The sequence below is a fragment of the Xanthomonas sp. 4461 genome (assembly GCF_024806475.1).
GTDB lineage: Bacteria > Pseudomonadota > Gammaproteobacteria > Xanthomonadales > Xanthomonadaceae > Xanthomonas > Xanthomonas arboricola_F.
Window position 1 is genome coordinate 651,199 of sequence record NZ_JANTYV010000001.1, and the last position, 13,085, is coordinate 664,283.

A 13,085-nucleotide genomic window follows, 5' to 3' on the forward strand; every position below is an offset into this window, starting at 1 on the left:
ACGAACTGCGTACTGCGGGCGTCGCCGTATCCGCCAGATCTGACGCGGGCGGTTTAACGGCAACCCCGAAAGAAACTCTTCTGCGCCGGGAACTCGGCCCGATCACCATCCATCGCATGACGCGCCTGCGTTCGGCAGTCAAAGCCGGGGAAGTTTGCCAACTGTCGAATGCGACGCACCAGCGAACACTCTGCGCAAACGCTTACCTGCCCCATCCTGGCAAGAAAAAACGCTGCGGTCTCCCGCAGCGTTTTTTACAAGAAGCCTGGACGCAATCAATCAGTCGGGGCGTACATCCACGCGTACACGGATCCGGTCGCCCGGGTTGTAGTCGCTGCGCGTGTGGTAGGTGCGGCCGGCATATTCGTACGTCACGTCGTAGCCATCCACACGCTCGCGCGTGGTGCGGTACGACACAGGCTCGCAGACGCTGACATTGCCCTGGTAGGTGCGGTGATTGGCTTCGTAGATCGAGCGACCTGCCGCCACGCCGGCCATGGTGCCAACAGCCGTACCGACAAGACGTCCGTTGCCGCCGCCGACCTGGCTGCCGAGCACCGCGCCGGCGATACCGCCGATCACGCTGGCGACGCCGCGGTTGGAGGCATTGGGCGCGCCATAGCTGCCGCCGTCGCGATAGTAGCCATCATTGCTGGTGTAGTACCCATCGGAAGGGCGGTTGTAGCAACGCTCGCTGCTGCGCTCGTTGTAGGAGTCGGACACGATGATCGGGTCCACGCGTACGACGCGCGCGTATTCGTAACGGCCGTCCTCGTAGCCGCCGCGATCGTTGTCGCGGTAGCCGCTGTCGTAGCGCTGCGCCGTTGCATTGCCCGCCACGGCCAGACCCATTACCAGAGCACCAAGCACAAGAGTTTTCATTGCGGCAGCTTCACAGGGAGGACACGCTGCCGATGCTCGGCCTGTTGCGGTGAAACCGCCCTGAACCGAACAGGCCGTGCAAAGGCCTATTCAGGTTGCCGCCAGCTGCGCCCGCCGGCATGGTCCGCCGACGCGCGCAGCTTCACGCTGGATCAGTTGGAAAATTCGCTTTCCAGACTGATCGGCACGGCGCTCAGCGCCTTGGACACCGGGCAATTCTTCTTGGCGGTGTCGGCCAGCTCGCGGAACTTGGCTTCGTCGATACCGGGCACCACGGCCTTGAGTTTCAGGCGGATCTGCGACAGTTGCGGGCCACCTTCCATCGACAGGTCGACATCTGCACGGGTGTCCAGCGAGGTCGGCGGGAAACCGGCTTCGGTCAGCTGCGCCGACAGCGCCATGGTGAAGCACCCCGCGTGCGCGGCAGCGATGAGTTCTTCCGGATTGGTGCCCTTCTCGTCGCCGAAGCGGCTGCTGAAGGCGTAGCGGGTGTTCTCCATCAAGCCGCTCTGCGGCGTGCTGAGCTGACCCTTGCCGGTCTTGAGGTCGCCTTCCCAGTGAGCGGTGGCGTGACGCGAAATACCCATTGCGATCTCCTGCGATTGAAAGGGACCGTCACCATAGGCGAGCGGGTGTTAGGGCTTGGTGCTTGTTGCCGGGATTGAGGATTGAGGATTGAGGATTGAGGATTGAGGATTGAGGATTGAGGATTGAGGATTGAGGATTGAGGATTGGGGATTGGGGATTGGGGATTGGGGATTGGGGATTGGGGATTGGGGATTGGGGATTGGGGATTCGGGATTGGCAAGAGCGGGCGCTGCCTTGAGCGAGTGATTGCGCTGCCAACGCGCAGGCTGGCGGGGCTGACCACAAATTGCTAACAACAACCTAGACGATGTAGTTGGCGCGAACGAGCCTGTGCGTCTGCGCGGTGGGGCTCGATTCGGGACACTGGCTGCGCGCGGCCAGTGGCTGCGTGGCGATGGTAACGGGGCTCTTGCTCAGACCCCGGCGTGCTGCCGCGATGCGCGCCTGCGTGTTGGTAAAAATAAACGGGCACAGCGACCGCTGTCGCTGCGCCCGGGGCGCCATGCATCCTTCGCACGCACCGCATGTGCGATGCGTGCGAGCGTACGTACGAGCTATCAACCCAGCAGGGTTTCCAGCACCGCCATGCGCACGGCGACGCCGTTGGCGACCTGACGCAGCACGCACGATTGCGCGCCGTCGGCGACCTCGTCGGTGATTTCCACGCCGCGGTTGATCGGGCCCGGATGCAACACCGCGGCGTCGCGGCCGGCGCGCGCCAGACGCTCGCGGGTCAGGCCGTAGTCGCTGTGGTATTGCTCCAACGACGGCACCAGGCCTTCTTCCATGCGTTCGCGTTGCAGGCGCAACATCATCAAGGCGTCGGCACCTTCCAGCATCGCGTCGAAATCCTGGCCGACCACGCAGCCGTCCAGCATGTCGTCATCGGGCAACAGACTCGCCGGGCCACATACGCGGATCTCGCCAGCGCCCAGCGTGCGCAGGGCGTGCAGGTCCGAACGCGCAACGCGCGAATGCTTCACGTCGCCAACGATCACGACCTTGAGCTTGGAAAAATCGGTGCCTTTGGCCTGGCGCAGGGTCAGCATGTCGAGCAGGCCCTGGGTCGGATGTGCGCTACGTCCGTCGCCGGCGTTGATCAGTGCAGTGCCCTCGCCTGCGGCCTCGGCCAGTGCCTGCACCGCGCCGTCGTCCGGATGGCGCACCACGAAGCCGCGCACGCCCATCGCCTCGAGATTCTTCAAGGTGTCGCGCGCGGTCTCGCCCTTGCGCGTTGAGGAGGTGGACGCGTCGAAATTGAGCACGTCCGCACCCAATCGCTGCGCGGCCAGATGAAATGAGCTGCGCGTGCGCGTGGACGGCTCGAAAAACAGCGTGCAGACCGCAGTGCCGGCAAGCACGTTGCGCTTGCCGACCCGGCCGACTGCGGCATCGCGGATCTGGCCGGCACGGTCGAGCAGCTGCAGCAGCGTCGTGCGCGGCAGTCCTTCCAGGGTGAGCAGGTGACGCAGGCGTCCGTCCGAATCGAGTTGCATGGTGGTCGTCATCGCAGGTCGGGAATCAAGGGAGAAGAGTGGCTTGGTCGGGCGCGGCCAACCAGCGTTCGACGATCACGGCCGCCGCCATGGCGTCCAGCGCGTCGGCATCGCGGCGGCGCTTGCGCCCATCGGCGCGTTCGCGCGCGAACCGCTGCGCGGCTTCGACCGAACTGGAGCGCTCGTCGATCAGGACGACCGGCAACGCATAGCGCGCGCGCAATTGCCGGGCGAAGGCATGCGCGCGCTTGCGTGCGGGTTGATCCTTGTCGTCCAGCGTGAGCGGGTCGCCAACCACCAGACCGTTTGGCCGCCACTCCTTGTGCACGCGATCCAGCGCGACCCAGTCCGGGCCGTTGGCATGCACATTGATGACCGCGACTGCACGCGCACCGGCACCCAGTGCGGTACCGACCGCCACGCCGATCCGGCGCGACCCCACGTCGAAGCCCAGCACCGTGCCGTCGGAGCGGATTGCGCCCGCCTCAGGCATGCCCGGAATAATCCGTGAGCCGGAACAGGTCCACACCGATGCGCCCGGCGGCGGTCTGCCAGCGATCTTCCAGCGCGGTGGCGAACAGCACGTTGGCATCCGATGGCGCGGTCAGCCAGCTGTTTTCGCCCAATTCGAACTCCAGCTGGCCCGCCCCCCAGCCCGCGCAGCCGAGCGCCACCAGCGCATTGCGCGGGCCTTCGCCGGCGGCCATGGCTTCCAGAATGTCGCGCGAGGTGGTCAGAAACACGCCCTGCCCCACTTCCAGACTGGAATCCCATTCGCGCGCATCGTCATGGATCACAAAGCCGCGCTCCGGGTGCACCGGCCCGCCGCTGAGCACGATCTGCTCGCGCAGCTGCGCGTCGTCGGTGTCGATGCCCATCTGCGACAGCACTTCGCCCAGCGTGTACTCCGATGGCCGGTTGACCAGCACGCCCATTGCGCCGTTCTCGTCGTGCTGGCAGATCAGCGCGACGCTGCGCGAAAACGTGGGATCGGACAGCGCCGGAAGCGCGATCAGCAGTTGGTTGGCCAGAGGCGTGGGCAAAACAGACATGGCCGCATTCTAGCCGTTCGTTCCGCCGCGCGCAGAGCCGCTGCCATACTTGCCGTCTATCGCGTGCCAAGGACCGACGATGCTGCCCACACCTGGAACCTTCCCCGCGCTCCCCGACGCGCCACTGCCCCGCCAGACCCGCGTCTTTATCGTGCTGGTCGCGCTACTGCAGGGCGGCCTGCTGTATCTGGCCGCAGTGGGCCAACAGCATGGCGTGTGGCCCTTCGCCGAACTGGGCGCCCGAATCTGCTGGTACACCGTGGTGACGATCGTGCCCAGCCTCGTGCTGCTGAGCGTGCAGGATCTTCGCGACTGGCGCCTGTGGCAGCACGTGGCGGCAAGCACACTGGTGCTGGCTGCCCTGAGCAGTTGGGCGGCGTGGAGCAGCACCGGGGCACCGGCCCTGCAGGTGGCCCGGGTCCTTGGACCGTTCGGCCTCACCATCACCGTCGGCTGGTTCGTCGCGCTGCCCTGGATGCAGCATCGGCAACTGCACGGCCATTGGCGGGCCGGTTACCGCGATCTGTTCGAACACGCCTGGCAGAACGGCCTGACCCTGGCGCTGGCGCTGCTGTTCGTGGGCGTGTGCTGGATGGTGCTGGGGCTGTGGGCCAGCCTGTTCGCGTTGGTCAAGATCAAGTTCTTTACCGAACTGTTCCGCGAACAGGCCTTCGCCTATCTGGCGACCGGTGCCATCACCGGGCTGGGCATCCTGATCGGGCGCACCCAGCACCGTGCGGTGCAGGTGCTGCGGCAGATCCTGTTTTCCCTGTGTACCGGCCTGCTTCCGCTGCTGGCAGGCATCGCGCTGCTGTTCCTGCTGGTGTTGCCGTTCACCGGGCTGCAGGCGCTCTGGCAGACCCGTTCGGCTGCGGCGATCCTGCTGAGCCTGGTGTTCGGGCTGGTGCTGTTCACCAATGCGGTGTACCAGGATGGCAGTGGGCTGCCGCCGTATCCGCGCTGGTTGCGCCGAATGATCGAGGCCGGCCTGCTCAGCCTGCCGCTGCATGCGGCGCTGGCCGCATACGCGGTGGGCCTGCGCATTGCGCAGCACGGCTGGACCGGCGAACGCATCTGCGCGGCGTTGCTGGCCGCGCTGGCGCTTGCATATGCCAGCGCCTACGCGTTCGCGGTGCTGCGGCCGCGCGCCGATCGCTGGTTACCGCAGCTGGCCGGCGGCAACATGGCGTTGTCGTGGGTGGTGATCGGGCTGGCAGTGCTGGTCAATACACCGCTGCTCGACCCCTATCGCATCACTGTACGCAGCCAGATGCAGCGCCTTGCCGACGACACGCCCGACACCCTGCAACAGAATCTGGAATTTCTGCGTTTCGACAATGGACGCCGCGGCTATCTGGCCGTGCAGTCGTTGCGCGTGACTCCCCCCTTTGCCGGCAGCCCCGAGCGCAAGCAGAAGCTGGAGCGGCTACTGGCTCGCACCAGCCGCTGGGGAGGCAGTGAGACGGTAGAAGACCAGGTAGAAGACCAGAAGGACAAGCAGCTGACCGACCTGACCCAGATCCGCCAGCATGTGAGCGTGGCTGCCGGCCAGACAGAGCCGCCGGCGGACTGGTGGCACTACCTGGTGAGGTCCAAGACGCTCTGGGGAGCGTGCACGCAGGGCAACAGCAATTGCGTTGTCAGCAGCAGCGACCTCGATGGCGACGGCGAGCTCGACGTTCTGCTATGCAATCTCGGAGCAGACCATACGGTTGCCTGCGAACTGCAGACCCGCAACCGCCATGGCTGGTATCAAGCCGGTACGGCACAGCTCTATTCCCTCGACGGCGCGGCCATGAGTGAAGTGAGCCAAGCGCTACGCAACGGCCAGCTACAGACGCAGCCCACTCGCTGGCCGGACCTGGCGCTGCCGGGGGGCCGACGCATCCACATCAGCCCCAACGAAGCAGGCATCCGGCCGGGACCTCGACCATGAGCGGCTACTGCAGCATCGCGCCCGGCCACCCGGTACACGGGCATTACCACGACCACGAATATGGGTTCCCGCAGCGCGAAGAACGCGAACTGTTCGAACGCCTGGTGCTGGAAATCAATCAGGCCGGATTGAGTTGGGAAACCATCCTGCGCAAACGCGGCAATTTCCAGCAGGCCTACGACGGGTTCGACGTGGATACCGTCGCGGCCTATGGGCAGGCCGACGTTGCGCGCCTGATGAGCGACGCCGGCATCATCCGCAACCGCCTCAAGATCCTGGCCGCCATCCACAATGCGCAGGTCATCCAGACCTTGCGCCGTTCGCATGGCAGTTTTGCGCAATGGCTGGATGCGCAGCATCCGCTCGACAAGCCGGCCTGGGTCAAACTGTTCAAGAAGACCTTTCGCTTCACCGGCGGCGAAATCACCGGCGAATTCCTGATGAGCCTGGGCTACCTGCCCGGCGCACATCATGCGCAATGCCCGGTGTTCAAACGGATCGCCAAACTCAAGCCGGCCTGGATGCAGGTGAAATAAGCGCGGCTGACAATACCTAGCGAGCAGTCGTCCGGTGGGAAGGGACGGCGCACTCAGAACCGGCGTGTATGAGGGGTACATGCTGCACCGGGCAGCGGCCGCGCCCGTCTGCCGGTGAGGACTGTCGTTCTGCCCGCTCCAAGTCGGCGGCATTGGCTACGGGTGTCTGACAACACGCCTGGGCGATGCAACAGGCAGGGTCACGTCGCTGGAGGAGGCCGGCACTGATTCGGCTCCCTGCGCCTCCATGGCGATACGCCGCGTTACGCCAGCGGTTAGCGCGATGCCATGCAGAGCCCTTCGCGGCACGCATCGATGCCCCGGACATGGCGGCAAACAGGAGGATGCGACCCGCCTCGATACAAGCGCACTCAAGCGTGCAGCGCGAGCCATGTCGCTACTTCGACAACGACATGAGGTGCATGCGTCGTTCTACAAGGCTTGCCAACCGATTGCCCGTAGCGCATCCGGGCGCGACTGGGTATTGCAGACAAGGCGTCATCGCGCCCGGGTGCGCTCCTACGTGGGGAGCGAGGACCTCGCCGGACCGGTCACACACCCATATAGCGGTGCGGGCGGTGGTTGAACATCAGCACCAGGCTCAGCATCAGCGCACCCAGCGCCGAGTACAGCAACTTGTCCGGCTTCAAAACGAAGAAGGCCACCACCATCAGCATCGCATCGAAGCTCATCTGCACCTTGCCTGCGCTCAAGCCGCGTTCGCGCTGCAAGTACACCGCCAGGATGCCGATTCCGCCCAGGCTGCCGCGGTGACGGATGAAGAACAGGATGCCCAGCCCGGCCAGCGCGCCGCCGACAATGGCCGCAAACGCGGTGCTCATGTGCGCGTACTCGGCCCAGCGCGGAAGCAGATCGGTCAAGGCGCCGCAGGCACCGACCGCGGCGAAGGTCTTCAAGGTGAACTCCCAGCCCATGCGGCGCACGCTCAGCCAGTAGAACGGCAGATTGACCAGCACGAACACCACGCCAAAATTCCAATGCAACGCGTAGTGCAACAGGAAGGCGACGCCGGCCATGCCGCCGATCATCAGCCCGCCCTTGGCGAAGATCGCCAGGCCGAGCGAGGCGACCAACGTGGCCAGCACCATGCCCTGCACGTCCTCGGCCACCGAGTGGTGATACGCATGGTCGTCGGCCGTGGTCCCCGCCGAATCCGGTGGTGGCGTCAACGGCCCGGAGGTGACCACGGTGCCGTCGTCGGGCAACGGTTCTTGCTCCGGACGGAGATCGGAATCGGGAAGGCTCACGGGTCTGGGCACTGCAGTGGGGTGCGATATTAGACACTATCGGCCACCGCGGTTACATCTGAAACAGCAGTGCTTGCCATGCAAGCGTGAGGAAGCGGCGGAAGAACTGGCACGCCCGCGTCGGCCGGCCAGCACACCACTGTGCGCCACGACCAGACGCAATGCGGGGCTCCGGACGGGAGGTCTTCACCGGGTAACTGGCAACACGCGATCCGCCACTGCGGATCGGCTCAGCGACTCAGCTGCATCAGCGCAATCGCCAGCGCAGCAAGCGCGCTGAGCGTGAACAACAGTCCACCACTGACCAGCCATAGGATGCTCAGCAGGGTGAAACGCTCGCGGTGCCATTCCGGAATGCCCTGCGCACGCTTGAAGCGTCGCAGCCGCGTATTGACCACGGTAATCGGCAGCCAGCCCAACACCAGGAAGAACGGGCGCGATTTTTCGGAGAACGTCAGCAGCAACAACGCGATGAAGACCACTGCGCACAGCCTGAAAAGCCAGCGGGATCGTCCCTGCAGTCCAATACACTGCCCCAGTAGCCTGAAGCAGCTCATCACCCAAAGCGGCGCAAGCCCCGCCCGCCAGACCGGCCATATGCTCGGACGTCCTGTAATCGCGCGTAACGCAATCCAGTTGCGGTAGAACCAGTAGCCGCCGTAGGCCCCGAAGCTGGCGACGAACATCGCAACCAGCTTCCAGTTGGAGGGCGCAAACAGCAGCGCCAGCGGATCGTGCGCCCAGCGCTGCGCCAGCGGATCGTCGACATCGTGCGTTGCGCTGGCAGCTTCCACGACGTGTCCCTGCGTCATTCCGGAAACCTCACCGAACCTCGGCGATCTCCACGCCATCGAGCCCCTGCGACAGCGTCTTGGCGTCGCCGCCCTGCGAGAGCTTGATGCGCAGGCGCACCTCGTTCTGCGAGTCGGCGTAACGCAGCGCGTCTTCGTAGCTGATTTCACCGGCCTGGTAGAGCTCGAACAGGCTCTGATCGAAGGTGCGCATGCCCAGGTTGGTGGACTCCTTCATGATCTCCTTGAGCTTGTGGATCTCGCCATCGCGGATGTAATCCTGCACCAGCGGCGTGCCCAGCATGATCTCCATCGCCACACGGCGACCGCGCCCATCCGGGGTCGGAATCAGCTGCTGCGCCACCACGCCCTTGAGGTTCAGCGACAGATCCATCAGCAGCTGATTGCGGCGGTCTTCCGGGAAGAAGTTGATGATGCGGTCCATCGCCTGGTTGGCGTTGTTGGCGTGCAGCGTGCACAGCACCAGGTGGCCGGTCTCGGCGAAGGCGATCGCGTGGTCCATGCCCTCGCGGGTGCGCACCTCGCCGATCATGATCACGTCCGGCGCCTGGCGCAGGGTATTTTTCAGCGCATTTTCCCAGCTGTCGGTATCGATGCCGACTTCGCGCTGGGTGATGATGCAGCCCTCATGCTTGTGCACGAATTCGATCGGGTCTTCGATGGTGATGATGTGCCCGGTGGAATTCTGGTTGCGGTAACCGATCATCGCTGCCAGCGAGGTCGACTTGCCGGTACCGGTGGCGCCGACGAAGATGATGATCCCACGCTTGGTCATCGCCAGCGTCTTGATCACCGGCGGCAGGCTCAGCTCTTCGACAGTGGGAATGCGCGTCTCGATCCGGCGCAGCACCATGCCTACCTGGTTACGCTGGTAGAAACAGCTGACACGGAAACGCCCGACCCCGGACACGCCGATGGCGAAGTTGCACTCGTGGGTCTTTTCGAACTCTTCGCGCTGCGAGGGCGTCATCACGTTCAACACCAGATCGCGGCTCTGCTGCGCGGTCAATGGCGTCTGCGTGATCGGGCTGATCTTGCCGTGCACCTTGATCGCCGGCGGCATGCCGGAGGTAATGAACAGGTCCGACGCCTTCTGGTGCGCCATCAGCTTGAGGAAGGAGGTGAAGTCGATGGTGCTCATGGCGTGCTCCTTCGGAGCCGGGAATGGGGAATCGAGAATCGGGAATTGGAAAAGCCAGCAGCCGGGAGCCGGGACCGGTCAGGAAACCTGCTGTTGCGATTCCCGATTCCCGATTCCCGAATCACTCGAATATCCGCTTATCCTTGGCGTATTCACGGGCCTGGTTGCGCGTGATCAGGCTACGCTTGACCAGATCCTGCAGATGCTGGTCCAGCGTCTGCATGCCGTACTGCTGACCGGTCTGGATCGACGAATACATCTGCGCCACCTTGTCCTCGCGGATCAGGTTGCGGATCGCCGGGGTGCCGACCATGATTTCCCAGGCTGCGGTACGCCCGCCGCCCACTTTCTTGAGCAATGCCTGCGAAATCACCGCGCGCAGCGACTCGGACAGCATCGAGCGCACCATCGGCTTTTCGCCGGCCGGGAACACGTCGATGATGCGGTCGATGGTCTTGGCCGCCGAGCTGGTGTGCAGGGTACCGAACACCAGGTGACCGGTTTCCGCAGCGGTGAGCGCCAGGCGGATGGTTTCCAGGTCGCGCAACTCGCCAACCAGGATGATATCCGGGTCTTCGCGCAAGGCCGAGCGCAGCGCTTCGTTGAAGCCGTGCGTATCGCGGTGCACCTCGCGCTGGTTGATCAGACACTTCTGCGAGGTGTGCACGAATTCGATCGGATCCTCGACGGTGAGGATGTGGCCGTATTCGTTCTTGTTGATGTAGTCGATCATGCCGGCCAGCGTGGTCGACTTGCCCGAACCGGTCGGCCCGGTGACCAGGATGAGGCCCTGCGGCTGGTCGATCAGCTGGCGGAAGATCGGCGGGCAGCCCAGGTCTTCCAGCGTCAGCACTTCGGACGGAATGGTGCGGAACACCGCACCAGCGCCACGGTTCTGGTTGAACGCATTGACGCGGAAGCGCGCCAGCGAGGGAATCTCGAACGAGAAGTCGACCTCGAGGAACTCTTCGTAATCGCGCCGCTGCTTGTCCGACATGATGTCGTACACCAGCGCGTGCACCTGCTTATGGTCCAACGCCGGAATATTGATGCGACGGACATCGCCATCGACACGGATCATCGGCGGCAGCCCTGCAGACAGGTGCAGGTCCGATGCCTTGTTCTTGACAGAAAACGCCAATAGTTCAGCGATATCCATGCGCTGCTTGTCCCCTAGGCTGCGATTGGAAGGTACTCCCCGGTCGGCAGTATAGCGTTCTGGCTGCTGGCGGGAAGCGGCTTGCCACCGGTTCAGGCCGGCAGCGCCACGCGGGGCTGAAGGCGTTGGTTTTTGGTCATGGCAGGGGGCGGCGACTGCCCGCTTCAGGCCCAGCCAGGCTGGGTGGCTCACAGGAATCGACCGCACCGCCCGCCTCACCGCGGCATTGGGGGCTGGTGCGCGCTGCCGCGGTCAGCGCGGTCACGGCGCGCTGGAAGCAAGCCACCGGGGGCGTCACACTAGCGCTCCTGCTTCTTTCTGGATCGCCACGTGCCGGCTTCGTCGCTGCAGCAGATTCTCGATGCCATCCATGCCGCAGCAGCCGAGCATGCGCGTGCCGACGTCCGCTTGCTGGCGGTGTCCAAGACCAAGCCGGCCGATGCCGTCGCCGCGTTGGCTGCGCAAGGCCAGCGCGCCTTCGGCGAAAACTACGTGCAGGAAGCGCAGGCCAAGATCACCGCGTTGCGCGAGCTGGGGCTGGAATGGCACCTGATCGGCCACCTGCAATCCAACAAGGCCGATATCGCTAGCCAATGTTTCGACTGGGTGCAGACCGTGGACCGCGCCAAGTTGATCCCGCTGCTGGCGCGCCATCGCCCGGACGACTGCGCGCCATTGAACGTGCTGATCCAGGTCAATATCGACGATGAGGACAGCAAGTACGGGTGCGCCCCCGATGCCATCGACCGCCTGGCCGACGCCATCGCACTGCAGCCGCGGCTGCAATTGCGCGGTCTGATGGCGATCCCGGCACCGTTCCCGGACCAGGCAAGACGCAATGCGGCGTTCGCGCGCATGCAGGACCTGTTCGCGCAGCTGCAGCAGCGCCATCGGCAGGTGGATACCTTGTCGATGGGCATGAGCGCGGACTTTGTCGAAGCGATCGCGGCCGGGGCCACCATGGTGCGCGTGGGCACGGCGCTGTTCGGTGCGCGTGCTCCCTCGCCCGCTGCCTCCGCCTGAGCTGCCTCGCGGATCGCCCCATCCATTCCCAATGACTAGAGGTGCCGCAATGACCCTGCCCACGCCGCCTGCGCCGTCGTCCGCCACTGCCGGGCTGGTCGCCTTCATCGGTGGCGGCAACATGGCGCGCAGCCTGATCGCCGGGCTGATCCGGCAAGGCGTGCCGGCTGCCAGCCTGCGCGTCGCCGAGCCGGTCGCCGAGCTGCGCAGCGGGTTGTCGCGCGACTTTGGCGTGCATGTGGTCGAAAGCGCGCGCGACGCTGCCGATGGTGCGGCCACCTGGGTGCTGGCGGTCAAACCGCAGGTCATGCCAAGCGTCTGTACGCAGCTGGCCGAGCTCGCACAAGCGCAGCAGCCGCTATTGCTGTCGATTGCAGCCGGGATCACCGCAACCCAGTTGCAGCGCTGGAGCGGCGGCAACACGGCGGTGGTCCGCGCGATGCCCAACACCCCCGCGCTGCTCGGCGCCGGCGTCACCGGGCTGTATGCCACCGCACGCGTTTCCGATGCGCAGCGCGCACAGGCAACCCGGTTGCTGGAAAGCGCCGGCGTGACGGTGTGGATCGACGACGAAGCGCAAATGGACGCGGTGACTGCCGTCTCCGGCAGCGGCCCGGCTTACGTCTTCTTGCTGGCCGAAGCGATGGAGGCGGCAGCACTGGCGCAAGGCCTGCCGGCCGATACCGCGCGCACCCTGGTCCTGCAAACCCTGCTTGGCGCCTCGCGCATGCTCACCGAATCGGGTGAAGCACCGCAGGTCCTGCGCCGTCGCGTGACCTCGCCCAACGGCACCACGCAGGCGGCGATCGAAACATTCCAGGCAGGTGGATTCGAAGCGCTGACGGCGCGCGCAATCGCCGCAGCGACCGAACGCGGCCGCAGCTTGTCGGCGGCCAACGATTAGTCGGCAGCGGCTTGCGCGAGCGCTTCGCTGGCTGCATGGGCAATCGCGACGGGTCGCGCTAATCGACGTCCTGACCCGCAACAAGTCGCCACCCGCCGCAGGCATCTAGCGTCAGGCACTAGGCGGCCTCCCACGCAACGTCTCGCTTTGCAATCGATGCCAATACACGCTTGCCAAGCGGTCGCCCGCGGCTTTTTCGACATCTCGCGGCGATACAGCCGCCGTCGGCAGCAGAGCGGATCGATCAATGCGCAGCCGGTTGGCGCGCGCAGTGCGACCGTAGCCTTG

13 protein-coding genes and 1 other RNA gene are annotated in these 13,085 nt (G+C 65.0%); 4 read left to right on the forward strand and 10 right to left on the reverse strand.

Annotated elements, in window-relative coordinates; translation table 11 throughout:
- Positions 1–279 precede the first annotated feature (279 nt).
- The 5 genes from FHY19_RS02650 to FHY19_RS02670 form a co-directional block, all read right to left on the reverse strand.
- A complete protein-coding gene (locus FHY19_RS02650; RefSeq protein WP_259151725.1) occupies positions 280–882 on the reverse strand; it encodes a glycine zipper 2TM domain-containing protein in 603 nt (200 codons plus the stop codon).
- Positions 883–1,034: 152 nt separating this feature from the next.
- Positions 1,035–1,469 carry an OsmC family protein gene (locus FHY19_RS02655; protein WP_259151726.1) on the reverse strand — a complete coding sequence of 145 codons (435 nt, stop codon included), beginning with the start codon at positions 1,467–1,469 and terminating at the stop codon, positions 1,035–1,037.
- Between the two features lie 558 nt (positions 1,470–2,027).
- Positions 2,028–2,978 carry an aspartate carbamoyltransferase catalytic subunit gene (locus FHY19_RS02660; protein WP_259151731.1) on the reverse strand — a complete coding sequence of 317 codons (951 nt, stop codon included), beginning with the start codon at positions 2,976–2,978 and terminating at the stop codon, positions 2,028–2,030.
- 13 nt (positions 2,979–2,991) lie between these two features.
- Positions 2,992–3,459: a Holliday junction resolvase RuvX gene (ruvX, locus tag FHY19_RS02665; protein ID WP_259151732.1), complete on the reverse strand. Its 468-nt coding sequence runs from the start codon at positions 3,457–3,459 to the stop codon at positions 2,992–2,994.
- The gene (locus FHY19_RS02670; RefSeq protein ID WP_046962721.1) at positions 3,452–4,018 is read right to left on the reverse strand and encodes a YqgE/AlgH family protein; all 567 of its coding nucleotides are present in this window, start codon (positions 4,016–4,018) and stop codon (positions 3,452–3,454) included. Before FHY19_RS02670 ends, ruvX begins: the two co-directional genes overlap by 8 nt.
- Positions 4,019–4,097: 79 nt before the next feature.
- Here FHY19_RS02670 and FHY19_RS02675 point away from each other — a divergent pair, with 79 nt between their 5' ends.
- Both FHY19_RS02675 and FHY19_RS02680 read left to right on the forward strand, forming a co-directional pair.
- Positions 4,098–5,954, forward strand: coding sequence for a DUF4153 domain-containing protein (locus FHY19_RS02675; protein ID WP_259161313.1), 1,857 nt, complete (start codon positions 4,098–4,100; stop codon positions 5,952–5,954).
- Positions 5,951–6,490, forward strand: a complete 540-nt coding sequence (locus tag FHY19_RS02680) for a DNA-3-methyladenine glycosylase I (RefSeq protein WP_259151738.1) — start codon at positions 5,951–5,953, stop codon at positions 6,488–6,490. Before FHY19_RS02675 ends, FHY19_RS02680 begins: the two co-directional genes overlap by 4 nt.
- A gap of 4 nt (positions 6,491–6,494) precedes the next feature.
- Here FHY19_RS02680 and FHY19_RS02685 read toward each other — a convergent pair.
- From FHY19_RS02685 to FHY19_RS02705, 5 genes are all read right to left on the reverse strand, one after another.
- A non-coding RNA gene (locus tag FHY19_RS02685) (sX9 sRNA) lies at positions 6,495–6,571 on the reverse strand.
- A 470-nt stretch (positions 6,572–7,041) separates the two neighbouring features.
- Positions 7,042–7,716, reverse strand: a complete 675-nt coding sequence (locus FHY19_RS02690) for a YitT family protein (protein ID WP_259163875.1) — start codon at positions 7,714–7,716, stop codon at positions 7,042–7,044.
- A gap of 272 nt (positions 7,717–7,988) precedes the next feature.
- Complete coding sequence (locus tag FHY19_RS02695) at positions 7,989–8,570, reverse strand: MFS transporter permease (RefSeq protein ID WP_259161314.1); 582 nt, start codon at positions 8,568–8,570, stop codon at positions 7,989–7,991.
- A 10-nt stretch (positions 8,571–8,580) separates the two neighbouring features.
- Complete coding sequence (locus tag FHY19_RS02700) at positions 8,581–9,711, reverse strand: PilT/PilU family type 4a pilus ATPase (RefSeq protein WP_005990431.1); 1,131 nt, start codon at positions 9,709–9,711, stop codon at positions 8,581–8,583.
- A 121-nt stretch (positions 9,712–9,832) separates the two neighbouring features.
- Positions 9,833–10,870, reverse strand: coding sequence for a type IV pilus twitching motility protein PilT (locus FHY19_RS02705; RefSeq protein WP_003489919.1), 1,038 nt, complete (start codon positions 10,868–10,870; stop codon positions 9,833–9,835).
- A gap of 330 nt (positions 10,871–11,200) precedes the next feature.
- Between FHY19_RS02705 and FHY19_RS02710 the strand changes: the two genes are divergently transcribed.
- Together FHY19_RS02710 and proC are read left to right on the forward strand one after the other, a co-directional pair.
- Complete coding sequence (locus FHY19_RS02710; RefSeq protein ID WP_259151818.1) at positions 11,201–11,893, forward strand: YggS family pyridoxal phosphate-dependent enzyme; 693 nt, start codon at positions 11,201–11,203, stop codon at positions 11,891–11,893.
- A gap of 49 nt (positions 11,894–11,942) precedes the next feature.
- Complete coding sequence (gene proC / locus FHY19_RS02715) at positions 11,943–12,797, forward strand: pyrroline-5-carboxylate reductase (RefSeq protein WP_259161322.1); 855 nt, start codon at positions 11,943–11,945, stop codon at positions 12,795–12,797.
- Positions 12,798–13,085 lie beyond the last annotated feature (288 nt).

Excerpts from the sequence above, each read along its gene's own strand:
- proC (WP_259161322.1), top strand. The coding sequence starts at position 11,943 with ATGACCCTGCCCACGCCGCCTGCGCCGTCGTCCGCCACTGCCGGGCTG.
- ruvX (WP_259151732.1), bottom strand. The coding sequence starts at position 3,459 with ATGCCTGAGGCGGGCGCAATCCGCTCCGACGGCACGGTGCTGGGCTTC.
- FHY19_RS02660 (WP_259151731.1), bottom strand. The coding sequence starts at position 2,978 with ATGACGACCACCATGCAACTCGATTCGGACGGACGCCTGCGTCACCTG.
- FHY19_RS02655 (WP_259151726.1), bottom strand. The coding sequence starts at position 1,469 with ATGGGTATTTCGCGTCACGCCACCGCTCACTGGGAAGGCGACCTCAAG.
- FHY19_RS02675 (WP_259161313.1), top strand. The coding sequence starts at position 4,098 with ATGCTGCCCACACCTGGAACCTTCCCCGCGCTCCCCGACGCGCCACTG.
- FHY19_RS02705 (WP_003489919.1), bottom strand. The coding sequence starts at position 10,870 with ATGGATATCGCTGAACTATTGGCGTTTTCTGTCAAGAACAAGGCATCG.
- FHY19_RS02700 (WP_005990431.1), bottom strand. The coding sequence starts at position 9,711 with ATGAGCACCATCGACTTCACCTCCTTCCTCAAGCTGATGGCGCACCAG.
- FHY19_RS02670 (WP_046962721.1), bottom strand. The coding sequence starts at position 4,018 with ATGTCTGTTTTGCCCACGCCTCTGGCCAACCAACTGCTGATCGCGCTT.
- FHY19_RS02680 (WP_259151738.1), top strand. The coding sequence starts at position 5,951 with ATGAGCGGCTACTGCAGCATCGCGCCCGGCCACCCGGTACACGGGCAT.
- FHY19_RS02650 (WP_259151725.1), bottom strand. The coding sequence starts at position 882 with ATGAAAACTCTTGTGCTTGGTGCTCTGGTAATGGGTCTGGCCGTGGCG.
- FHY19_RS02695 (WP_259161314.1), bottom strand. The coding sequence starts at position 8,570 with ATGACGCAGGGACACGTCGTGGAAGCTGCCAGCGCAACGCACGATGTC.